Source organism: Leptospira kemamanensis, from assembly GCF_004769665.1.
Lineage (GTDB): Bacteria > Spirochaetota > Leptospiria > Leptospirales > Leptospiraceae > Leptospira_A > Leptospira_A kemamanensis.
Window position 1 is genome coordinate 336130 of sequence record NZ_RQGG01000013.1, and the last position, 23510, is coordinate 359639.

The window sequence follows — 23510 nt, forward strand, 5'->3', positions numbered from 1 at the left end:
CAAACAAAACTCACAGAAACACCAAAGGACCATACCATTCTTTATGTTAGTTCTGGGATATTTTTACTTTTATCTCTTGGATTATTAATTTTATTAATCAAACAAGTTAGTAAACCTTTACAAGAAGCGATCAAAATTCGAACAGCTCTGGATTCTGTTTCCACAAACGTAATGATATCCGATGTAAATTTAGATGTCGTTTATATGAATAAATCCATTCAAAAAATGTTTTCCAATTCGGAAGCTGACATCCAAAAACAAATTCGAAATTTTTCCTTAAAAAATCTAATGGGTAGTAATATTGATTCCTACCACAAAGATCCAAGCCACCAAAGAAAACTCCTGGGAACCTTTACATCAGAACACAAAACAAATATTACGATTGGCAATCGCGAATTCAATTTAATTGCCAACCCCATTTTGACTGATAAAGGCGAAAGATTGGGAAGCGTAGTAGAATGGGCAGACGTCACCGAATCGAATGCACAATCAAGAGCCGTTGATCGGTCTCAAGCGATGATTGAATTTAAAATGGATGGAACCATCCTCACTGCAAACGAAAACTTTTTGACATTGATGGGATATCAATTAACAGAAATCAAAGGCCAACACCATCGTATGTTTGTGGAAACCAAGGAAGTAAATACAGACGCCTATCGCCAATTCTGGGCCAGCCTCAACCGAGGAGAATTCCAAACGGCAGAATACAAACGGATTGGAAAAAATGGAAAAGAAGTTTGGTTACAGGCGACCTACACCCCAATTCTCGATGCTAATGGAGTGCCGATGAAGGTAATCAAATTTGCAACAGACATCACAGAGAACAAAAAACAAATTCGAGAATTTGTTGGCCAAATTGAAGCCATTAACAAAGCACAGGCGACAATCGAATTTCAATTGGATGGAACGATCCTAACTGCCAATGATATCTTTTTGAATACAATGGGTTATACCCTTTCAGAAGTGGAAGGGAAACATCACCGGATGTTTGTGGAGTCAAATTACGTGAATTCGGAAGAATACAAACAATTTTGGATTTCACTCGGTCGTGGAGAATTTCAAACCGCAGAATACAAACGGATTGGAAAAGGTGGAAAAGAAGTTTGGTTACAGGCAACTTACAATCCAATTTTGGATCTAAATGGTAAACCATACAAGGTAATCAAATTTGCATCCGATATCACTGACCAAAAAAAATTGGCAATCGAAACAACTCGTATTGTAGAAGATTTGGTAGTAGGCCTTGCAGCTTTAGAAAAAGGAGATCTAACACAACTCATCACAAATCATTACGATGGTGGATTTGCAAGACTCAGAGACTCCTTCAACAATACTTCTAAAAAATTAGTGGAAATCATCAACGAAGTAAGAACCAACACGGATGCCCTTGTGAATGCGGCTGATGAAGTTGCCTCAACAGCGAGTACCCTCTCCCAAGGTGCCAGTGAACAAGCAGCTTCCGTTGAGGAAACTTCGGCCTCTTTGGAAGAGATGGGTGCCTCGATTGACCAAAATGCAGAAAATGCAAAACAAACAGATACCATCGCAACAAAGTCCGCCAAAGATGCAAAACAAGGTGGAGAGGCTGTCAAAAACACAGTATCTGCCATGAAAGAAATCGCTGATAAAATTTCGATCATCGAAGACATTGCTTACCAAACCAACTTACTTGCATTAAACGCTGCGATAGAAGCAGCAAGAGCAGGAGAACATGGAAAAGGATTTGCCGTAGTCGCATCTGAAGTTCGAAAACTAGCAGAAAGGTCACAAAAATCTGCCAATGAAATTGGAACCCTTGCTGGAAGTTCCGTTCAAATTGCAGAATCTGCAGGAAAACTAATCGAGGAAATTGTTCCAGCTATCAATAAAACAGCTGACCTTGTCCAAGAAATTACGGCAGCAAGCCAAGAACAATCCTCTGGCGTGAATGAAGTGAATAAAGCCATGGGCCAACTTGACCAAGTTTCCCAACAATCAGCGAGTGCCTCAGAGGAACTGGCTGCCATTGCAGAAGAACTTCAAGCACAAGCAGAACGTTTGTTGTCTTCGATTAGTTTTTTCAAACTTGGAAAATTATCCGCTGTCACACAACCCAGTGATGTAAAGTCCTTAAAACACCCTTCTCCCAAAATGCCTACTACGAAAAAAGAAACATTGGCAAAAAAAGGAGAGGAGTCGGATGAGCATGGAAAGTTCCAAAAATACTAAAGGGAGTTAGACATGCAAGAGATCCAATACCTCACGTTCCTACTCTCCAATGAATTATTTGGACTTGGGATTTTATACATCAAAGAAATCATTGAGTATGAATCCGTCACTCATGTTCCGATGATGCCAGACTACATTCCAGGGGTCATCAATTTACGTGGAAATGTTGTGCCCGTGATTGATTTAAATACTAGGTTTTACAAAAAGAAAACGGAAACAAATCGTAAAACCTGTATCATCATAACCGAAATCAAACTGGAAAAAGAAAATTTGGACGTTGGACTACTTGTTGATGCAGTCAATGAAGTAGTCGACATTCCAGAAAACCAAATTGAAGAAGCCCCAAGTTTTGGTTCCAAAATTCGGTTGGATTTTATCCAAGGCATTGGCAAATTAGAAAATCAATTTGTGATTATTTTAAAAATCAATCAAATCTTGGATTTATCAGAGATTCAAACCATTCAAGAAACTTCTGCTCAGTCTAGCGAGTGATATGGAACCACCAATTGAAGTGATAGACTCTTATTTAAAACCCGGTGAAATCTTTTTTGGAGATCGCCATAATAGAGTCCGTACACTTCTAGGTTCTTGTGTCTCCATTGTTTTATGGCATCCAAAATACTATTTTGGAGGGATGTGTCATTTTTTACTCCCCTATCCCACTGATATCAAATTCGAAAAAACCTTTAAGTATGGAACCGATGCATTTCAGTTTTTCTTAGATGAAATTAAAAAATCACACACCAAACCATCTGATTATTTAGCTAAAATTTTCGGTGGATCGAACATGTTTTTGAATGAAGAACGAGAAATATTAAGAAATGATGCGACAAGTCTCATTGGAACAAGAAATGCAGAATTTGCTAAAAACATTTTATCGGAACACCAAATCAAAATTATCTCAGAAGATTTAGGCGGGAACCAATCTCGGAAAATTTATTTTTCCATTTGGGATGGTGAAGTTTGGGTGGAAAAAAAATAATGATGAAGAAAATCAAAGTTTTTGTGATCGATGATTCTGCAGTCGTTAGACAAGTGTTAACCGAAACTTTCAAACAAGATTCTCAATTCCATTTTTTAGGAAGTGCTTCTGATCCCATCTTTGCTATGGACAAAATGAATAATGATTGGCCTGATGTCATCGTCCTAGACATTGAAATGCCAAGAATGGATGGATTGACTTTTTTAAAAAAAATCATGTCAGAAAGACCAACACCAGTTGTCATTTGTTCCACCCTAACAGAGGAAGGATCAGAAACGGCAATTCTTGCCATGAATCTCGGTGCCTGTGATATCATCACCAAACCAAAAATTGGACTCAAAGATTTTTTAAACGAAAGTACAATCGCCTTAACAGATGCGGTAATGGCTGCAGCTCAAGCTACGATCAAACAATTACCGAATCCTAGTAAGACAAAAGAATTCAAAGTTCAGTTAGAAAAAAAACAAGACCTATCCTCTTTACAAGCAACGGAAAAGATTGTTGCCATTGGAACTTCCACTGGTGGCACCATTGCCTTGGAACAGGTGTTAACCAAACTCCCCAAGGACAAAACTCCAGGGATTGTCATTGTCCAACATATGCCAGAAAAATTCACCGAAGCCTTCGCCAAACGCCTAGATTCCATCTGCGAAATCGCAGTAAAAGAAGCAAAACACGGAGATCGTGTGGTGCGAGGACTTGCCCTCATTGCCCCTGGGAACAAACATATGACCGTCAAACGATCTGGTGCTCAGTATTTTGTAGAAGTGGTAGATGGACCTCTTGTCAACCGCCACAAACCATCTGTGGATGTTTTATTTCGTTCGGTGGCAAAGTCTGCTGGGAAAAACTCCCGTGGCATCATCATGACAGGTATGGGAGATGATGGAGCGGCTGGACTTGTGGAAATGAAAGAAGCCGGTGCGGAAACCATTGCTCAAAATGAGGAATCGTCTGTTGTCTTTGGAATGCCAAAAGAGGCAATCAAAAGAGGATGTGTGGATCACATCCTCCCTTTAGGTGAAATTTACAAAACCATTGTAGGCTACGGTTAAATCAACCGAGCCCCAATTCCTTTGTCACTTTTATTTTTCTAGCGCGAATGTCTTCTGGAGATTCTTCCTTCAAAATTTCGTCTGGTTTGATTTTGAAGATGGGTTGTGCTTTTGTCACAATCTTTCCATCAGAATCCGCCATCAAATTTTTGACTACGGTTCCACTCACTGGTGCCAGGATTTTGTTAAACATCTTCATTACTTCAATGATAAAGAGAGGTTGCCCCGCTTGGAAGTGGTCTCCTTCGTTGATGAGAGGAGGAAGGTTGGGAGCTTCTTTGGAGTAGAACATACCACCCATTGGTGCCACAATTTCATCCCCTGACATCTTCGGTGGAGGGTTCAGAGTTTTGATAAACGCATCTCTTGTGTCTTTGTTTTTAAATTCGTCAGGAACCACTCCGTCCAAATCTGCATTCACATCGAGACCAAAGAAATTCGATTTGATACCAATTTTCGGAAGTAATAACAATGTCTCAAGTCCTGCTTGGAATCCGTTATGACTTGCTTTTACTTTTTCCCAAAGTTCCTCAGAGATTTCCTTAGAAGGATTTTTTCCTTTCGCTACTGCTTCAGAAATTTCTTTCCAAGTTTTCAGTCCAGTGCGTTTGGAAAGTTCCGCATAAAACTCTTTTGCTTCAATAAGTAACTTCTCGTCGTGGTCCCAAATTTTTTCGGAACTTGCTTTTTGTTCCGTGGTATCCAAGTTTAAGTAGTAATACAAAGAATCCAAAAACTGAATTGGGTTTTCGTTGAAACTAACATTGTTTCCACTGCGAGTCCAAAGTTTCCCATCAAAATACCCGAGAAATCCACCAAGTAAGTGTGGATTGGCAAGGAGACGTTCCATAGGACGGATCACAAGAGTCATTTTTTTACTGAGGATTTTTTTCAGGTCGGCATCAGCGGCTTTTGTTTTTTCTGACCAAAGGTATTCTAAATCCAAATCATTAATGACTGCTTGTAACGCACCAATCCCTGCTAAGTAGGAGATCATAAACGCAGTCGATGGTTTGAACATCGCATCCTTACCTAAAATCCACTGGATGAGTCCATAGTGAACGAGTAAGTTGGTTTCTAGATTTTGGCCCCTAAGCTCTGTTTTGCGAAGGATGTTTCCTAAAATTTCTAAGTTTTCTGTTCGGCTTTCTCCATAGGATACAATGAGAGCTACGTTGGAGTCGTATGCTCCAGCCAAGTTGTAATGAACAAAGGCACCTGTATCAGGGTTACGCGTACAAATCCCTTGGTCATCCCGGATCTCTTCTGGAAGTGGGTTTGACCAGTTTTGGATGATCCCACCAGCGTGAGGTTGGAGAGCACGGTTTGTCGCATTGATCCGAACTTCTGCTCCAGATACATTGCGTACAATTCGTTCTGGTTTTGGAACTCGTGGTCCGTGGATGGATAACACTGCCATCGCTTCCACGAGGGAATCAATGTAGAAGAAGTCATTTGGATCGTTAGGATTGGTAAACTTCATCTTGTAAACCATCTCGGTGACTCGGTGTTCTACCTGGATCCGAGTGTTCACTTCCATAAAGAAAAAACTATTTCCTTCTACGATACATTCAAAGGTAGAAACGGAATTGAGGCGAATTGCCTTTCCAAACACTTCTGCTTGGTGTTCCATATCTTTGAGTGTTTGTACATCTTTGTCGAGGATAGCTGCTTTTTTTGGATTGGAAGAACGAACAAGGTCTGCTTCTTTTTGTAAGAGTTCCACGGTTTGGGAAATCTCTAAGAGTTTTTGTTCGTGCATCTGAAGGGAACAATCCCGTCCCCCAAGAGACAAGGACCATTCTCCGTTCCCGATGAGCTGGATTTCATTGTGACGAGTGTTTTCAATGTTTAACTCAATGAGGAAGTTTCGATTGGATCCAACGGCAGTCACTTTGGACTCTGCCAAAATTTCCATGACCGCAGATTCGATTTCTCCTTTGGAAGAGATCACACGTTGGCCTTTTCCACCACCACCACCGATGTATTTGAATCGGATTCGTTTGCCAGGATACTTTTTCCAAATGTCTTCACAGAGAATTTCTGACTCTTTTTGTAGGTCAGGAATGGATGTGATATCAATGGTTTTTTCGTACGAAAGTTGGAGTAAAATTTCTGCGTTGTCTTCCAATGATTTGGAATCGTTGAAAGAAAAGTTTAGATTGTTTTCTTTGGCAACTTTCAGGAGACCATCTTTGGAATTTCCCGTTTTACGAAGTAAAGCAAGTGCTGTGATGTTATCCACACCTGGGGTTACCGATACATTGAGGCTACGTGCGAGTTTTTTTGCTTCGTCTTTTGCCCCAGCACCTTTTGCCACATGGGAACTTGGTCCCATAAAGATGATTCCTGCTTTTTCAATGGCTTCAATGAACTCGGCATCTTCTGCCATAAATCCGTAACCAGCAAAGATATGTGTGTATCCATTGTCTTTTGCGATTCCAATGATTTGTTGGATACGCTCCTCTTTTTCTTCCTTACCAGCTCCCATATAATCAGGAACTCGGTGGATGTTTTCTGGGAAACGGAAGTTACGAAGTTCAGGAGCAAGTGCTTTTGGATACACGATGGAATCTTTTTCAGAAAGTAAAATTCCATACTCTTTCACACCAATGGCATCAAAGACATCCATGGTTTCCTTACGAACAGGACCACGGCAAACGATGAGGCATTTGATTGATTCCACACTGAAGGAACGAATCCATGCGGATTCTGATTCTTGGAACTGAATGCGTTTTAAATTCTTATCTAACATGGAAATTATTCAAACTCCCTTTGAGGTCCGGACATTTCCGCCGGTTTGTATTTCGACATCAGGAAACTTAAGTTTTTGGATAAAACATTACGAGTGTAACCTGGTAGGATGATGGAAGAAACAGAACCTAGAGAAAGAGCTTCTTTTGGATTCATGAGTTCTTTTTCGTATCGTTGGCCAATTTCAAAAAGTTTTCCATCGCGAATGGAAATCGCTTCTTTTTCACTCATTCCTTTTTTGACATTGGCAAGGAATTCTTTTTGAACCCCAGTGATTTCATCTTTGTATACATACTCTTTTCCAGCAGGACCCATAACGGCAATCCTTGCAGTAGGAAGAGCAAACACCATCGATGCTCCCGTAAAATACGAGTTAAATGTTGCATAAGCACCACCAAACGCATTACGAATGATGAGTGTGAGTCTTGGAGTTCGTAAATCAATGATAGAATCGAGGAGTTTTCTTCCTTCGAGAACAATCCCATTATGTTCTTGGTCACGGCCTGGTAAAAATCCAGTTGTGTCTTCTACAAACACCATTGGGATATTGTACAAGTTACAGAAACGAACAAAACGAGTTCCTTTACGAGACGCTCCAATGTCAATCTGCCCAGAAGAAACAGCGGAGTTATTGGCAAGAAAACCAACTACATGACCACCAATGCGACCAAAAGCAGTGACGATGTTTCTTGCTCTTTGTGGTTGTAATTCAAAGAACTCCCCATGGTCACAGATCTGTTGTAAGTATAGGGTGATGTCAAAAGGAGTGTTCATCCCTGTAGGGGAATTGAATGTTTTACGGAAAAGGATATCTTCTTCGTAGATGAATCTGTCCACAGGGTCAGACGTTGGATAAAAAGGCGCAAAACTATGGTTATTGTCTGGCAAATAAGAGAGAAGACGGATGGCTGTGCGTAGAGATCCCAACTCATCACCAGTCACAAGGTCTACCACCCCAGATTGACCGTGAACCTTTGGGCCCCCTAAGTCTTCTGCCGAGATATCTTCCCCGAGAACTGACTTTACCACACCAGGTCCAGTGAGACCAAAGAAGGTTCCGTCACATTGGATCATAAACGATCCTTGGCGTGGAAGGTAAGCACCACCACCAGCGTTAAACCCAAACATGAGCATGACAGAAGGAACCACACCACTGATTTTACGAAGTGCTGTGAATGCTTCGGAGTATCCGTCAAGTCCACCGACACCCGCTGGCACATAAGCACCTGCAGAGTCGTTCATCCCGATAAGTGGGATTCCATGAGTTCCAGCCATTTGGATGAGGCGAGCTAGTTTACTACCGTTTGTCGCATCCATGGAGCCAGCACGTAATGTAAAATCATGCCCGTAGACCGCTACGTCGCGACCCTTGATATTTAAAATTCCTGTTACGATGGAGGCACCATCTAAATTGGGACCCCAGTTTTGGTACGTGATGTTTGGTTCTTCGTCTGTGAGAACTTTGATCCTTTCCCAGACCGTCATCCTGTTTTTGGAATGTTGGACACGAATTCTGTCTTCACCACCACCAAGAAACGGTTTTTCGATTAATTCTTTACCGAGTTTGAGAGCATCATCATAAATTCCGGTTTTGGTTTCCGGAGCCTTGGATTCTTTGAACGGGTTGTTTAGGGAATACTGCATGGTTTCCATAAGTTTTTTTCCAATGTTTTGTTTAGGATCACTTAGAAAAGTGATTTTTACTTTAAAGCTGCATCTAAATCAGGATAAATTGTGAATAACTGCTGCATTCCGATAATATCGAAAACTTTCTCGACAGCTGGTTGTAATCCACAGATAGAAATGCTGATTTTCTGCTCTTGGCAATGCCTGAGTGTCGTGACAAGAAGGCGGAGTCCTGCGGAAGAAATAAAAGGTACTTCACTCAAATTAAAAATCACAGATTTGCCAGAAGAACTGACGAGATTTAGTAAATCTTTTTCAATTTTATGTGTGTTGTGAACATCCAAATTGCCTTGGACATGTACAACCAACTTATTTCCCAATTCTTCTGATCGGATTCCAATTTTATCTTCGTTCATACGATTATTTTCTCCAAATAGGTTATGTTTTGTTTCCCATTGTACTCATATGAAACTTTGTCCATAAGGGTTTCCATGAGATAAACGCCAAATCCTCCCTTTCGTTCGCCTTTCAAATTGGCTTCTACGGAAGGTTTCGGAACTTTTTTTCTGTCGAAGGGTTTGCCTTCATCTACGAGAATAATTTTTAACTTATCGCCCATCAGTTCAAATTTACATTCAAACTTTGGATTTTGAAGTTCTGTATCTTTGTAACTATGCATCACAATATTAGTGGCTGCTTCATCCAAAGATATTAAGATGTCATCAAAGGCAAAAGGTTTTGTGATTTTTGATTCCAAATGTTCGGAAATAAAATCACGGAGTTTGGGAATTTCATTTGGATGTGCATCAAAAGACTTTACCATTTCAAAACTCGTCACCTCTGCAAATTTTAAGATCATCACAGTAAAATCATCATATTGTTCTTCCGACCGAGAAAAGTCCCGAATGTCGTCATACACGGATTCCACGATTTTTTGAGACGATTCATCCCGCCTTTGGATGATAAAGTCAATGAATCGCTCGAGTCCGTATTCTTCTCCATCGGGACTTTTTTCCTCAATGGCTCCATCTGTATAAAAAACTAAAATATCGCCAGGTTCCAGTTGGATTTCTCCCCCCTGGTAGTTTGTATGAGGAACCACACCAAGTGGCGCCCCTTTTCCCTTTAGGAGTTCAAAACTCCCATCCTTTTTGATCCAAATTTGGTCATTGTGGCCAGCCGATGCAAACTTTAAGGTACGTGTTTTCCTTTGGTAATTCACAAGGAACAAGGTCACAAACATCCCGGATTGGGAATCTTCATAAATCAATTGGTTGGCACGAAAGAGGAGTTCAGAAGGAGAAAGATCGGTTGTACGAGAGAGAGTCCGGATGATGGAACTTGACATGGCCATAAAAATAGCAGCAGGTAAACTTTTCCCAGACACATCCGCCACAAGAAAGGAAAACTGTTCATCTCCAAAGGCATGGAAATCATAAAAATCACCTGATACTTCTTTGGCGGCGACAGACATGACTCCTAAATCAAAGAGTGGAGATTGGATGAGGGCATTGGGTAAAATATTGTTTTGGATCTTACGTGTGATTTCGATTTCTTTTTCGATCGATTTTTTTGTGATGATTTCTTGGTTGAGGCGTAAGTTCTCGTATGCTTTTGCTAAAGGAGAAGACAATGTTTTTAACATACGCAGATCCGTTTCATTAAACGAATGAGCGGAATGTTTTCCACTCACATACAAGGCCGCACGTAAATTGCCACCTCTAGGAGCGATCGGTAAAATGAGAAAGTTTTTCTTCAGAGTGTAAAACTCGAGTTCCAAAAAGGATTCCTCTAGTTGTGGGGTAACCACTGCCATCCTAGGATTTCCAGATTCCATTAGGCTTAAAAACAAACGACTTTCAAACATGGGAAAAAAGGATTCACGAACAATCCCAAGTTGCCTAGCATAAACCTGGATTCTGTTTTTATTTTTTTCCTCGATAATGACCATTCCCGCATCTTCGCATGACAACTCTTTGGTGAGAATACTCAATGTTTTGGACATGAGTCCCAATTCGTCATGGGATTCAAGAACAGCCTGGCCTAAATCAAAAATGGATTCGAGTGTACTTAATTTTTGTTTGAGTTCGAGGTTTGTGATGTTTAGGTTTTCTAAAAGTCTTGTTTTTTGAATGGCAACTGCACAAGCACTCGAAAAGGATAAAAACGTATCGATATCATCTTGGCTAAAATTATTCCGATCAATGGTATTGATTGCCTCAATGACACCAATGACCTCGTCTCCCACAATCAGAGGACTTGCCAAAATATTGCGAGTTACAAAATTAGAAGCCTTGTCTACATCACGAAATACCCGATCATCATTTTGTGCATCATTGATGATCATGGGTTGTTTCGTCACAGCCACAGTTCCCGCAATTCCCTGTCCCACAGGAACTTTGATTTTGGAAACCTCTTCTCGTTTTTCACCTGTAACCGTATGAAATAACAAAAACTCTTTCTTTTCATCTAATAAAAGTAAGGAACTAGCTTCTGTACGAAACACTGATTTGGCAGATTCCATCACCATCACAAGTACATGTTCCAAATCAACACTAGTATTGATGAGAACAGCGACACGAATGATTTCTTCTAAAAAGTATTGCAGCCGGTTATTATTATTGTGGATGTTCGCATTGTCGATGAGAAGTAAAACGGAAGTGGCTAAGGAATTAAAAAACTGTGGTTCTTCTTCCGAAAAAACAGTGTCCTTAAACAGCGCATTTAAATTGGCACTAAAATAATTAATGAGATCTAAATCTTGTTCGGAAAAATTCTGAAAATGTTTGATGCCTTCTAAAACCAAAACACCAAGCGACATGTCTCCCAGCTCATCTCCCAAATAACACGCGATATACGACTCCGAAACGGGAGCATCATTTGGATTGATGTGAGTTCCTTTTTTGACTAAGATACTTTTTTTGGATTTGAAAACATGTTTTGCAATCAAAGCCGCATTGGCTTTATCTTGCATAAGACCAATCTGACTTAAATTTCCCCGTTCATTTCGTACGTAGATGGCCGCTGCTTTTGCGGAAACAAAACGTTTGGCTTGTCCTAATATGAAATGGTATACATCATCGAGTTCTGATGAGGAGGAAAGATAGAATCCGCCATCTTTGTTTTTTAAGATAATTGGCGGAAGGGAATTTGGTTTCAATGGTTTAATCTTTGCTAAACTTTAAAGATTCTTCTCTCAGTTTACGATTGGCATCTTCAAGGGATTTGATTTTATCAAAGGCTGACATGAGTTCGTCACGACTTAAATTGGAAACCATTGTACTTGCTTCCACAGTTTCTTTTGCTTGCCTAAGTTCTACTCGTGAGTAATCGATGATTTGTTCATACATACGAATGATTTCATCTGCATTAGCTAATTCTTGTTCATTGAGTCTAAGAACTTTTTCATACCCTTTGATGATATCCGATTGGATTTTCAATTTTTTAGTGAGTTCTTCTACCGTATCTTGTCCCATAAAATCTCTGGTTCCTTAGCCATTTTGGGATTCTGTTGACAGACAAACGCAGTCTCTCACCTTGGATTAGCACAAGGGGACGTAGCTCAGTTGGGAGAGCGTTTGAATGGCATTCAAAAGGTCGGGGGTTCGATTCCCCTCGTCTCCAAAATCCCTCCCGAGATTTCAGCGTTTGAACCCTTCCCTGTCAAATTCTTTTTCATTTGGTTAGGAGTTCACTTGATCATTCAGTGACCTTTTTCAATCTATTCCATATTAGATTATGGCTGTACGTAAAATATTAAAAATTGGGAATCCTCTCCTTCGTCAAACGAGCGAAGATGTCACAGAATCCGAAATCCAAACAAAAGATTTCAAAAAATTGATTCGAGATATGTTTGAAACCATGCGCCATGCGGATGGTGTGGGTCTTGCCGCCCCACAAATTGGTGTTTTGAAAAAATTGGTGGTCGTCGGCCAAGAAGATGACAACGAACGTTATCCTGGAACCCCAGAAGTTCCAAACCAAATCATCCTCAATCCAGAAATCACCCCACTAGCTCCTCCGGGAGATGGGTTTTGGGAAGGTTGTCTTTCTGTGCCTGGAATGCGTGGGTATGTAGAACGACCGAATAAAATCCGTATGAAATGGCGGGATGAAAACTACGAGGAACACGACGAAATCATAGAAGGATACCGAGCCATCGTATTACAACATGAATGTGACCATTTGTTTGGTGTATTGTACGTGGATCGCTTGAAAAGCACCAAGTTATTTGGTTTCAATGAAGACATTGATACTGCAGGAAAATTGTTAGATTAAATTAAGATCGTTTTGGTTTGCAAGTGAGTTCTTGCAGGAGATTCCATGGGTTCATCCATCGTTCAGTATTTTCTTTCTAAAAGTTTATTCGTAAACCTATTAACGGTTCTTATCATCTTAGTTGGTGGTTTTACTGCAGCTACGATGAATCGAGAAGCATTTCCCAATATCAATTTTGATATAGTCAGTGTGACTACGATTTACCCAGGGGCTGCTCCTGCTGATGTAGAAAAACTGGTCACCAAACCATTAGAAGACGCCATCAAAGAAGTGGATGGTATCAAAGAGTTTCGTTCGGCATCCTTAGAGAATCGATCTGGAATCATCATCACCATCGATCCCAATACAAAAAACACACAAAAAGTAGTAGATGATTTAAAATCAGCTATTGATCGCATCCAAGACTTACCAACGGATGCAGAAGACCCTATTGTGACGGAGATCACCACCGCAAGACAACCCGTCATTGAAATTCACCTTTCTTCCAACTTAAAAGAGGGAAAACCTGTTTTAAGTGCAAAAGAACTGAGAGACCAAGCGAAAATCTTAGAAGAGAAACTGAAAGATCTCCCGTCTGTAGCAAGAATCACAAAACGTGGATGGCGAGAAAGAGAAATGAAGGTGGACTTAGATCCAGACAAACTCCGAAGTATGTCTCTCTCATCCACACAAGTGATCAATGCTCTACGCCTTCGGAATATCAATTTCCCAGGTGGAAACATCAATGAAAAAACAAGAGAAATCATTGTACGCACTGTCGGTGAATTTGATACAGCAGAAGAAATTGAAAATGTGTTCATTCGTACAAATGATGCCGGTCGTTCCGTTCGAATCCGAGATGTAGCTCGAGTCACAGAAGGGTTTGAAGACTCGGAATACCTAGATAAATCCAATGGAAACATTGCGATTGCTCTCACCGTGATCAAACGAGAAAAGGCTGATGCCATTTCTGTTGTAGATGATTCTAAAAAAGTAGTTGAAAGTTTTATCAAATCCTCAAACGGAACCATCAAACATGCGTTTGTAAATGATTTATCGAAATACATCCGAAGACGTCTGGGTGTCTTAACATCCAATGCAATCTCAGGCCTTATCCTTGTGACTGCCTCCCTATTTGTATTCCTCGGATGGCGAATGGCTCTCATGACAGCACTCGGAATTCCGATCTCCATTGCCATGACCTTTGTAGCCATGAATTACATGGGTCTTACGTTAAACCTAATTTCCATGATGGGACTCATCATCGTCGTGGGAATTTTAGTGGATGATGCCATCATCATCTGTGAAAACGTTTACCGCCATTTGGAAATGGGAGAAGAACCATTTGAAGCAGCAATGCGTGGGACAAGCGAAGTTCTAGCACCTGTTACAGCAACGGTAACAACAACCATCGCTGCTTTTGGTCCTATGTTGTTTATGACAGGGATTTTTGGAAAATTCATCCACTCCATTCCACTTGTTGTCATCCTTTCCCTTTGTAGCTCCTTGTTTGAAGCTTTTTTTATGTTACCGTCTCACTTATATGATGTGAGTAAAGCGGGTGATATGAAGGGAGAAGTAAAAGAAGAATCACACTGGTTTCTCCGATTCAAAGAAAAAACCTATCTCCCCCTCTTACGTTTTGCCCTCTCAAACCGTTGGAAAATGGTGGGACTGCTTCTCGGACTTTTTGTGTTTTCCCTTGCCATCCAAGCCAAATTTGGAAAATTCAAACTCTTTCCTGGAGCCATCGAAACCTTCCAAATTCGTGTCACAGCTGAAACCGGTTTAAATTTAGAAGAAACAGATCGTTTCATTCGAGCCATCGAACATTCAATCGCCAAACTACCGGAAGGTGAGGTTGAAAACTTCATCTCACGAGTGGGGATCATTCAAAAAGACCCGAACGACCCATTCACCAAACGTGGAAAAAACTATGCACAAGTTATGGTTTATCTCACACCCGATGACAACCGCGAACGTTCGACAGAAAAAATCATCGAAGTTGTGCGTGAAAATTCTAAATATTTGCTAAATGATAAGTCCCTTGCCTTACTCGAAGAAAAATTAGCCAAAGAAAAACTGGATCAAAAACTAGAGGAAAAAATCCAAATCGATCCCATTCCCAGTGAGTTTTTACCCCTCAAAGGAAAACTCGTCAATTTAGAGTTTGAAAAACTCGCTGGAGGTCCTCCCGTTGGAAAACCAGTGGCCATTGAGATCAAAGGGGATGATTTTGCCACCTTACTCAAAATTGGTGCTGAATACAAGGAAGCCCTCGCCAAAATCAAAGGTGTCACTGATATTGGGGATGATTTTAACGAAGGAAAAGATGAAATCAGAGTTTCAGTGGATGAAGCCCTTGCGTCTTTTGCTGGAGTGAGTGTTCAAACCGTTTCCCTAGCGATTAACACTGCCTTACAAGGAACTGTTTCCACAAAAATCAAACGTGCCGATGAAGAAGTGGATGTGCGTGTTCGTTTCCCCGAAGAATATAGGTCTTCCCTCACCCATTTGAATAAAGTGTATGTGAATAACCTCACAGGAAACCTAATTCCTGTTTCACGACTGACAAGTTATGACAGAAATCCAGGACGAGCGTCTATCAATCACTTGGATGGAAAACGTCTCCTTACAGTCACTTCCAATATTGATGAAACAATTTCTACATCCAGGCAGGTCAATTTAGAAGCCAAACAACTCACAGAAGGCATTATAACCAAATACCCTGGGTATTCGGTTCGGTTCTCTGGAGAAAACAAAGACACGGAAGAATCGATGGCCTCTCTTGGGCGAGCTTTCCTTGTTGGACTTCTCATCATCTATATGATCCTAGCTTCCCTATTTCGGTCGTTAGCGCAACCACTCATTGTGATGAGTGCCATTCCGTTTGCTGTGATCGGTGTGATTTTTGCCTTTTTAGTGCATGGACAACCCTTCTCCTTTTTGGCCTTCCTTGGAATCATTGGACTTGCGGGGGTAGTCGTGAACGACTCCATTGTGCTCGTGGATTGTGCAAACCAACTCAGGATTGAAGACCCTTCCAAATCCACCTTTGATTTGTTAGTGGAAGCAGGAAGCATTCGCCTGCGTGCGGTATTGTTAACAACAGTGACAACGGTTTTAGGTTTACTGCCAACAGCTTATGGAATCGGAGGAAAAGATCCATTCCTCGTTCCCATGGCCCTTGCGTTTGGTTGGGGACTCGCCTTTGCCACTTTTATCACGCTCATTATGGTGCCGGTATTTTATCTCAACTTGTATATGTTTCGAGATTCGTTTGCTCTCAAATTGAAAAATCGAAAACAAAGATTTACCTAAAGAGAGTTTAGTCTTTTTGGTCGTTTAGAACTTCGGAAAGGGTTACGAATTTGTAACCCTTCTCTTTCATCCTTTCAATGAAAGTAGGAAGGATATAAATCAATTTGTCAAATTTACGGGGACCACCGAGGTGCATGAGGATGATGGCTCCATTCATTCCATTGGGATCTGCTTTTTCCCAATTCTCGAGAAAGGTAAGTGTTTCCTCACCCGTTTTATAGTGAGGATTTTTGACCACTTCCTTTTTGCCTTTGGAAGTTTTTTTATACAGAAATTGTTTGCTGATATAATCGGGTAAGTCGAGAGATCCTTTGGCATTATTCGACCACATAATATGATCTGTATAGCCAAGGCTTGCATGGGCATCTAAAATCAATTGGCTAAGAGCTCCATAAGGCAAACGATAATACTTCTTTAACTCTTGTTTTGTGAGCGAATGAAATGTATCTTCCACTCGTTTGAGTTCTTCCGCCATACGAGGGAGATCAAGTACCGACTTAGATAAATATTCGAGTACCATTCGTTTTTTTAAGGAGGTTTCGGTAACTGATCGTTGGTAGTTAAAATGAGACCAGGTATGGTTCCCAAATTCCACTGAACCTGTTTTTGCCATTCGTTTGATGTAATCTAAGTTTTGTCTGATAAAAAAAGATCCATTGATGTCAGAAGGCCTTTCATTGGATAAAAACAAAGTCACTTTTATTTTATGTTCTTTGATGTAATTGTAAAGGACAGGGAGTTCTTCCCCTGTTGCCAAGTCGAAGGTCAAAGCAATTTCTTTATGAGCTTCGTTACCTCGTAGGATATTACGACCTTTGGTATTTTGACTTACTTCTTTCAGGAATTCAATATTCTCTTCTACTTGTTTGGCAAGTTCGGCATCGGGTTCGGTATCCCCAGCCAAGGCATTTTCTTCCCTAAGTTGTTCTTGGTACATCAAGGAAAAAAGGGACTGCTCGAGTTCGCGAAGGTTTCGTTCTTTTTCTTTTACCTCAGATTCGAGTTTGGTCACACTGAGGCTCAAATACAAAAGATAGCCACAGAGTACAAGGACAGTTGCACCAACAAATGATAAAGCAGAGATAAAAGCGAAACGACGGAGTTTTTTAGCAAATAACCGATCTTTCTCGATGTCCTTAGAAAGTTCGTGGACGATGTCCTGGATTTCTTTCTCTTCGTTTGTCGGATCGAGTGACATGTAGGTATGGCTTTCCTTAGTATCGATTATCGGATGGGAGACAAGGGTTCTGTACTCGTCTCCCCCCGCTTTAGGTTTTGATCTTTAAAAATTTCCCTTTCTTCCCTTGCCGGATCAGGTATTCCTTTCCCTGTTCCAAAACAAGTGTCGGATCGGTAATTTTTTCCTCATCCAAATACAATCCCCCCGCTTGGATGAGCCTACGGCCTTCCGAAACACTCGGAATGAATTTGAGTTGGGACAACACATACACAAGAAGGGGTGGTTTTTCTGCAAAATAACTGGAGTCCAAATTTTCTGTTGGAATTTCGTCAGGAAGCGCTCTGTTTTTGGTATTGTGGATGGCAGTCCATTCTTCCACGGCTTTCCGGTTCTCTTCCGTTGGATGGAGTTGGTCCATGATAAGGAGTGCTAGTTCCGTTTTGACTTCTTTTGGGTGAAGGGCCTTTGTACGAATTCCCTCTTTTCTTTTTTCCACCTCGGACATAGGAAGGTCTGTGAGCAGTTCAAAATAATTCCACATCAGATCATCTGAGATCGACATAATTTTCCCATACATATCAATCGGTTTTTCAATGATGCCCACATAATTGCCAAGGGACTTGGACATTTTTTTTACACCGTCTAGACCAACTAATAGTGGCAAGGTGATAACGGCTTGCGGTTTTTGGCCGTATTCTCTTTGTAAGTCGCGGCCCACAAGCATATTGAACTTTTGGTCTGTTCCCCCAAGTTCGACGTCAGACTTCATGGCAACGGAATCATACCCTTGCACGAGTGGGTATAAAAACTCAATCATGGAAATCGGTGTGCCTGCTTTGTGTCGTTTGGTAAAATCATCACGTTCTAACATTCGTGAGACCGTATACTTTGAGGTGAGAACAAGCACATCTTCGAATTTTAATTCCGAACACCAATGGGAATTGTAAAGGATACGAGTTTTCTTTGGGTCGAGGATTTTAAAGACTTGGGTTTGGTAGGTTTTGGAATTTTCCAATACCTCTTCTTTCGAGAGACGTTTGCGAGTTTCTGATTTTCCAGTGGGGTCACCAATCATGGCTGAAAAATCACCAAGCATAAAACATACATCATGACCCAAGTCTTGGAAATGTTTGAGTTTTCGGAGTAAAACAAAATGACCTAAGTGTAAGTCGGGTGCCGTCGGATCAAATCCTGCTTTGATGGTAAGGGATGGTTTGGATTTGATTTTTTCTAAAAGTTCCGCTTCGCTGATGATTTCAACAGTGCCTCGGCGGATGGTTTCTAATTCTTGGTTCAATTCTCTTTCAGTTTTCATAACAATTTCAAAAATTTTCGATGGTCGAAAAGGTGACTTTTGACAACACTAACCTTAGAATCTCTATAGGCAACCACCAAAGTACGTAAAAACCCTTATGAATCATTTAGATGAAAGAAAACAAACACTGAAACAGTTAGAATCCACCCAGTATGATATTTTGATTTTGGGTGGTGGTGCCACAGGTTCTGGAACGGCCCTCGATGCCAGTCTCCGAGGATACAAAGTAGCGCTTCTGGAAAAGGGAGACTTTTCCCAAGGGACAAGTTCTCGTTCCACAAAACTCATCCATGGTGGAGTAAGGTACCTAGCACAGTTTCATTTTAAGTTGATCTACGAAGCATTGTCAGAACGAAAACGCCTTCTCACAAACGCACCCCATCTGGTAAAACCACTCCAATTTGTGTTACCAACCTATGTTTGGTGGGAAAAACCATTTTATTCCATTGGGCTTACGATGTATGATCTTCTTGCAGGAAAGTCGATTGTCCCAGGACACGAACGGATCTCCAAAGCAACAGCTCTTGATTATTTTGCCTCCCTCAAAAAACAAAACCTAAAGGGTGGTATTTCTTATTACGATGCCCAGTTCAATGATGCAAGGCTTAATGTAACAACCGTTCGTGCTGCCAAAGAAAGTGGAGCAGACATTGTATCCCGAATCGAAGTTACTTCCTTTCTCAAAGATACTAGTGGAAAAATCATTGGTGTGACTGCCAAAGATTCTCTCACGAAAAAGACCGTTTCCATCAATGCGAAAGTAGTCGCAAATACCACTGGAGTTTGGATTGATTCCCTTCGCAAACTTGATGATCCAAAGGCAGAGAATGTCCTTGCACCGAGCCAAGGAATCCACCTCGTATTTGACAAAGAAAAACTCCCCTGCCGGACCGCGATGATCATTCCCAAAACTGCCGATGGCAGAGTTGTGTTTGTCATCCCATGGGAAGGAAAAGTGCTTCTCGGAACCACCGACACACCGATCCAAAAAATCGAAGACGAACCTCTTCCCTTACAATCGGAAGTGGAATTTTTACTCCAAACAGGAAATGATTATTTAGATACCAAATTGACGAAAGACGACATCGAATCGGTGTTTAGTGGTCTACGTCCTCTCATTTCAACAGGTGATAAAAAAGACACCAAATCCATCTCCAGAGAAGAAGCAATCTTAGTCTCCGAATCGGGACTTGTGACTATGTCCGGTGGAAAATGGTCAACGTTTCGTAAAATGGCAGAAGACCTAACGGATAAACTCATCTCCGTTGGAAAATTACCTTCCAAGATGAAGTGTTTTACCGCTAGTTTTGCCTTCCCAGGAGCAGATGGATATAGCAAACACCTCGTAGCAAAAATCCAAACCATGTACGACCTTTCCTATGAAACAGCCGTTCGTTTGGTAGATGCTTATGGCGGAGAAGTCCCAATGATCCTTGGGAAAAAACCAAAAGAAATCAAAAAAGGTTCAGGTTATTTTGCAGAAGAGATCAAACATTTTGTGAAAAAGGAATTTGCACTTTCTGTTTCGGATGTTCTCGCAAGACGATGGAGAGCAGTCTTCCTTGATTTAAAACTCGCAGAATCACTAGCGGCTCCTGTAGCAACTGTGCTTGCAAAAGAACTTGGATGGAAGGAAACCGAAAAAAAATCTTCTTTAAACGAACTCTTAAAACAAATTAAAGATTTAAAGAAAACCATCGCTTAACGCGATGGTAGGTGGAATTTGGGGTAAGTATGAATCGGATTACACGAACCGCTTGCAATCACATTGGCATTCCCTAAGCTTTGTTTCCAATCAAACCTGTCTTTTTAAAACTACTTCGGAATCGGAAGTTCGTAATGATAAAACGTCCGGCCTGTTTCCTTTTCCTTTAAAACAAAGAGAAAATGCGTTTTGGGTTGGTAGACTTCCGAAAACTTGGTTCCGAGTTTCGTTTTGAAGTTTTCATAGTCTTCGTCTCCCACTTCCGCACGTTTGAAAATCCAAGATATATTTCGTTCGATTCCACCGTTATCAAAATAACTTAAGTTGATCTCGAGACCCTCTTCTGTTGATTGTAAGATAGTGTAAGTGCCGATGATGGAAGGTAAAAAACCAGTGGGATCCCCTTCTCCATACATCTCCGAAAAACTAAAAGTTTGGTCAGGTTTAAAAAAAACAGGAAGCACGGTTCCTTGGTCATAAAACAAAATGGTTCCCTTGGCATTAGCTAAAACCAATTGTTTGAAACCGTATGCATGTCGTTCGGCTTTGCCAAACTGAGTGATGGTTCGTTTGATTTTATCAAAGGAAACCCAAGGGTAAACAACAAACCCTTCTTTTTTCACTTCCCCCATTTTTACCTCAGACAAACAAACTCGGCCCGTGTTTCCATGTCCGTAGGTTTCGAGAATTTCAAACCGAATCACATTCCCCGAGAATGTAGTATCCAAATCCACAACAGACAAACCTGATTTTCCAAATTTGCCTTTGCTTAGTTCGATATCTTTTGTGTGGTCTTCTTTTAATTTGTTTTTGGAATCGTTTTTCTCCATCCAATAGGAAGAGACACGAAGTTTTTTTACTAAATCATTGGCTTTCCAATCATTGACAGACCGATGGAATCCATTTAGCAACTGCAAGGCGGAAAAACGAGTATTGTTTGATAAAAAAATAGTAAACCCTGAACCCACTTCTTTGGCACTGGCACAAAAAGCTGTGCCATACTTATCATCGAGAGCAAATTCTGGGCTGTATTTCCAAGGTTCTTCGGGACTCACTTGACCCACACTTTGAGTTTTGTCATAGTCCAACTGGGTTTCTGATTTTTGGCAGTGTAGGACCAAACAGGAAAAGAGTAACGTAGCAAACCCTTTCCGAAAGGAATGTTGAATGTCCATTTTTAAAAAACGAAGTAAAAACTGCCGGAGGCAAAAAGAAGAGGTATCAGACGGAAAACGGAAACAAAATCGATTTCGAAACAAAAAGAGATCCATGGACTTTCCAAACCATGAATCTCTTCCAAAGACCGATCAAGCGAAAAACGATTTCGATTAATCGATATAGTCTTTTAGTTTTTTGGATCGGCTTGGGTGACGAAGTCTTCTGAGAGCTTTTGCTTCAATTTGACGAATCCGTTCCCGAGTCACTTTGAATTGGTAACCCACTTCTTCCAGTGTTTGCGCATACCCATCATCCAAACCAAATCGCATCCGAATCACTTTTTGTTCACGAGCAGGAAGTGTTTGTAACACTTGTCTAATTTGTTCGGAAAGGATTGAAGACGCCGCAGAGTTCAATGGTGAGATTACTTCTTTGTCTTCGATAAAATCTCCGAGTTCTGAATCTTCTTCCGAACCCACTGGAATCTCGAGTGAAATTGGTTCTCTTGCTACGTTTTTTACAGCCTTTACTTTTTGTACAGGCCATCCAAGACGTTCAGCAATTTCATCATTGGACGGATCGCGACCAAACTCTTGCACAAAGAGTCGAGTTTCCCGGATCACTTTGTTTACCTGTTCAATCATGTGAACTGGAACACGGATCGTACGAGCTTGGTCGGAGATCGCACGAGTGATGGCTTGTCTGATCCACCAAGTCGCGTAAGTGGAAAACTTATACCCTTTTTTGTATTCAAACTTATCTACGGCACGTATGAGACCAATGTTTCCTTCTTGGATAAGGTCAAAGAAATGCATTCCACGGTTAGCATATCGTTTTGCAATGGAGACCACCAAACGGAGGTTTGCTCGCACAAGTTCTCGTTTGGCTTGTGCAATTTCCCTTTCCCCTTTGATGATTTTTTCACCCCAGTCTTTGATTTCCCCAACAGGAGAACCAGCTTCCTGCTCCATACGACGGAGTTTCCGTTCATTGTTACGAATGTCTTTGATGACTTCTCTGACTTCATCAATGTCACAACCCATCATCTTTTCGATTTCATCTAAGTTTTCATTTTTTTCGATGAAACGGTTGAGGGCTTTGATTTCCCGAACGTCATGACCGTATTTTGCTTTGATCTTCAGGAAATGTTTTTCAATTTCCTTAACACGGAAGACCATCGACTTAATCTTTTGAGAGATCTTTTGGATTTCTTTTTGAGAAACACCAATTTTACGAATGGCTTCATCGATTTTGCCCGTAGACATATCGATTTTTTCTTTGAGTTCTTTGAACTTCTTAGAATTTTCAGAATACTTACGAATGCGGTTTGTGGATTCGTTGAGAACTTTTTCATCCTGTTGGATGAGTTCCATGTTTTCAAAAAATACTTTTTCTAATTTGTCCGCTTGCTCTTGGTTGAGTGCGTACATTTTGTCCACTTTCACCAAGTCATAAACTTTGATTTTTTTGGACTTAATTTTCGGAATGAGTTTAGCAAAGTTTTGGCGGAGGATCGAAGAACTTAAAATCGTTTCTTCAATGATTTTTTCACCCTTCTCAATCCGTTTGGCAAGAAACACTTCTGTTTCCCCAGAGATCAATGAAACCTTACCAATTTCTTTTAAATAAAGCCGAATCGGATCCTCAGAACTCGATGAAACACTGGACTCTCTTTTTTTACGTGCCGGTTTTTCCTTTGTTTCTTTGGTAGTTTCTTCTTTAGTCGTTGTAAGAGAACTGGATTCTTCCAAAGATTTTTTGGAATACTCCTCTACGATTTCAATCCCCATCTCGTGTAACAAGGTGAAGACATCGTCAATCTTTTCGGAGTTTAGAATTTTATCCGGTAGTATTTCATTGATCTCATCATACGATACCTCTCGGTTTGCTTTTCCGATGGAGATAATCTTTTGTACTTCTGGTAGGCTTGCTAGATTTTCCATTCTACC

16 protein-coding genes, 1 tRNA gene and 1 pseudogene are annotated in these 23510 nt (G+C 40.8%); 9 read left to right on the forward strand and 9 right to left on the reverse strand.

Annotated elements, in window-relative coordinates; translation table 11 throughout:
- Positions 1 to 171: 171 nt before the first annotated feature.
- From EHQ59_RS17985 to EHQ59_RS06285, 5 genes and pseudogenes are all read left to right on the forward strand, one after another.
- Positions 172 to 825, forward strand: a pseudogene (locus EHQ59_RS17985) (PAS domain-containing protein); the annotation flags it as partial.
- A gap of 39 nt (positions 826 to 864) precedes the next feature.
- Positions 865 to 2208 carry a methyl-accepting chemotaxis protein gene (locus EHQ59_RS17990; protein WP_425270126.1) on the forward strand — a complete coding sequence of 448 codons (1344 nt, stop codon included), beginning with the start codon at positions 865 to 867 and terminating at the stop codon, positions 2206 to 2208.
- A 12-nt stretch (positions 2209 to 2220) separates the two neighbouring features.
- Positions 2221 to 2700, forward strand: coding sequence for a chemotaxis protein CheW (locus tag EHQ59_RS06275; protein WP_135618422.1), 480 nt, complete (start codon positions 2221 to 2223; stop codon positions 2698 to 2700).
- Position 2701: 1 nt separating this feature from the next.
- Positions 2702 to 3190 (forward strand): chemotaxis protein CheD, encoded by a 489-nt coding sequence (locus EHQ59_RS06280; RefSeq protein ID WP_135618423.1) that lies wholly within the window; start codon positions 2702 to 2704, stop codon positions 3188 to 3190.
- Between the two features lie 2 nt (positions 3191 to 3192).
- Positions 3193 to 4245 (forward strand): protein-glutamate methylesterase/protein-glutamine glutaminase, encoded by a 1053-nt coding sequence (locus tag EHQ59_RS06285; protein ID WP_135618424.1) that lies wholly within the window; start codon positions 3193 to 3195, stop codon positions 4243 to 4245.
- A gap of 1 nt (position 4246) precedes the next feature.
- Here EHQ59_RS06285 and EHQ59_RS06290 read toward each other — a convergent pair whose 3' ends face one another.
- From EHQ59_RS06290 to EHQ59_RS06310, 5 genes are read right to left on the reverse strand one after another with little or no spacing between them, the layout of a single operon-like run.
- A complete protein-coding gene (locus tag EHQ59_RS06290; RefSeq protein ID WP_135618425.1) occupies positions 4247 to 7000 on the reverse strand; it encodes an ATP-binding protein in 2754 nt (917 codons plus the stop codon).
- 5 nt (positions 7001 to 7005) lie between these two features.
- On the reverse strand, positions 7006 to 8652 hold the full coding sequence (locus tag EHQ59_RS06295) for an acyl-CoA carboxylase subunit beta (protein WP_135618426.1): 1647 nt from the start codon (positions 8650 to 8652) through the stop codon (positions 7006 to 7008).
- 47 nt (positions 8653 to 8699) lie between these two features.
- Positions 8700 to 9041, reverse strand: coding sequence for an STAS domain-containing protein (locus EHQ59_RS06300; protein ID WP_135618427.1), 342 nt, complete (start codon positions 9039 to 9041; stop codon positions 8700 to 8702).
- Positions 9038 to 11785, reverse strand: a complete 2748-nt coding sequence (locus EHQ59_RS06305; RefSeq protein WP_135618428.1) for a SpoIIE family protein phosphatase — start codon at positions 11783 to 11785, stop codon at positions 9038 to 9040. Before EHQ59_RS06305 ends, EHQ59_RS06300 begins: the two co-directional genes overlap by 4 nt.
- 4 nt (positions 11786 to 11789) lie before the next feature.
- Positions 11790 to 12101, reverse strand: a complete 312-nt coding sequence (locus tag EHQ59_RS06310) for a hypothetical protein (RefSeq protein WP_135618429.1) — start codon at positions 12099 to 12101, stop codon at positions 11790 to 11792.
- Positions 12102 to 12176: 75 nt separating this feature from the next.
- Here EHQ59_RS06310 and EHQ59_RS06315 point away from each other — a divergent pair.
- The 3 genes from EHQ59_RS06315 (at position 12177) to EHQ59_RS06325 (ending at position 16203) form a co-directional block, all read left to right on the forward strand.
- A tRNA-Ala gene (locus EHQ59_RS06315) sits at positions 12177 to 12249 on the forward strand.
- 114 nt (positions 12250 to 12363) lie between these two features.
- Positions 12364 to 12903 carry a peptide deformylase gene (gene def / locus EHQ59_RS06320; RefSeq protein ID WP_135618430.1) on the forward strand — a complete coding sequence of 180 codons (540 nt, stop codon included), beginning with the start codon at positions 12364 to 12366 and terminating at the stop codon, positions 12901 to 12903.
- Between the two features lie 45 nt (positions 12904 to 12948).
- The gene (locus EHQ59_RS06325; protein ID WP_135618431.1) at positions 12949 to 16203 is read left to right on the forward strand and encodes an efflux RND transporter permease subunit; all 3255 of its coding nucleotides are present in this window, start codon (positions 12949 to 12951) and stop codon (positions 16201 to 16203) included.
- 7 nt (positions 16204 to 16210) lie between these two features.
- Here EHQ59_RS06325 and EHQ59_RS06330 read toward each other — a convergent pair whose 3' ends face one another.
- Positions 16211 to 17401: a polysaccharide deacetylase family protein gene (locus EHQ59_RS06330; protein WP_135618432.1), complete on the reverse strand. Its 1191-nt coding sequence runs from the start codon at positions 17399 to 17401 to the stop codon at positions 16211 to 16213.
- Positions 17402 to 17471: 70 nt separating this feature from the next.
- The gene (gene tyrS / locus EHQ59_RS06335) at positions 17472 to 18698 is read right to left on the reverse strand and encodes a tyrosine--tRNA ligase (protein WP_135618433.1); all 1227 of its coding nucleotides are present in this window, start codon (positions 18696 to 18698) and stop codon (positions 17472 to 17474) included.
- Positions 18699 to 18795: 97 nt separating this feature from the next.
- On the opposite strand from tyrS, the gene EHQ59_RS06340 reads away from it, so the two are divergent.
- On the forward strand, positions 18796 to 20403 hold the full coding sequence (locus EHQ59_RS06340) for a glycerol-3-phosphate dehydrogenase/oxidase (protein WP_135618434.1): 1608 nt from the start codon (positions 18796 to 18798) through the stop codon (positions 20401 to 20403).
- A 110-nt stretch (positions 20404 to 20513) separates the two neighbouring features.
- Here EHQ59_RS06340 and EHQ59_RS06345 read toward each other — a convergent pair whose 3' ends face one another.
- Positions 20514 to 21674, reverse strand: coding sequence for an NADase-type glycan-binding domain-containing protein (locus tag EHQ59_RS06345; RefSeq protein WP_135618435.1), 1161 nt, complete (start codon positions 21672 to 21674; stop codon positions 20514 to 20516).
- Between the two features lie 57 nt (positions 21675 to 21731).
- Positions 21732 to 23504, reverse strand: coding sequence for an RNA polymerase sigma factor RpoD (rpoD, locus tag EHQ59_RS06350; RefSeq protein ID WP_100718534.1), 1773 nt, complete (start codon positions 23502 to 23504; stop codon positions 21732 to 21734).
- Positions 23505 to 23510 lie beyond the last annotated feature (6 nt).

Coding starts and splice junctions, on each gene's coding strand:
- EHQ59_RS06285 (WP_135618424.1), top strand. CDS start 3,193: ATGAAGAAAATCAAAGTTTTTGTGATCGATGATTCTGCAGTCGTTAGA.
- EHQ59_RS06330 (WP_135618432.1), bottom strand. CDS start 17,401: ATGTCACTCGATCCGACAAACGAAGAGAAAGAAATCCAGGACATCGTC.
- def (WP_135618430.1), top strand. CDS start 12,364: ATGGCTGTACGTAAAATATTAAAAATTGGGAATCCTCTCCTTCGTCAA.
- EHQ59_RS06295 (WP_135618426.1), bottom strand. CDS start 8,652: ATGGAAACCATGCAGTATTCCCTAAACAACCCGTTCAAAGAATCCAAG.
- EHQ59_RS06275 (WP_135618422.1), top strand. CDS start 2,221: ATGCAAGAGATCCAATACCTCACGTTCCTACTCTCCAATGAATTATTT.
- EHQ59_RS06340 (WP_135618434.1), top strand. CDS start 18,796: ATGAATCATTTAGATGAAAGAAAACAAACACTGAAACAGTTAGAATCC.
- EHQ59_RS06300 (WP_135618427.1), bottom strand. CDS start 9,041: ATGAACGAAGATAAAATTGGAATCCGATCAGAAGAATTGGGAAATAAG.
- tyrS (WP_135618433.1), bottom strand. CDS start 18,698: ATGAAAACTGAAAGAGAATTGAACCAAGAATTAGAAACCATCCGCCGA.
- EHQ59_RS06280 (WP_135618423.1), top strand. CDS start 2,702: ATGGAACCACCAATTGAAGTGATAGACTCTTATTTAAAACCCGGTGAA.
- rpoD (WP_100718534.1), bottom strand. CDS start 23,504: ATGGAAAATCTAGCAAGCCTACCAGAAGTACAAAAGATTATCTCCATC.
- EHQ59_RS06310 (WP_135618429.1), bottom strand. CDS start 12,101: ATGGGACAAGATACGGTAGAAGAACTCACTAAAAAATTGAAAATCCAA.
- EHQ59_RS06345 (WP_135618435.1), bottom strand. CDS start 21,674: ATGGATCTCTTTTTGTTTCGAAATCGATTTTGTTTCCGTTTTCCGTCT.
- EHQ59_RS06325 (WP_135618431.1), top strand. CDS start 12,949: ATGGGTTCATCCATCGTTCAGTATTTTCTTTCTAAAAGTTTATTCGTA.
- EHQ59_RS06290 (WP_135618425.1), bottom strand. CDS start 7,000: ATGTTAGATAAGAATTTAAAACGCATTCAGTTCCAAGAATCAGAATCC.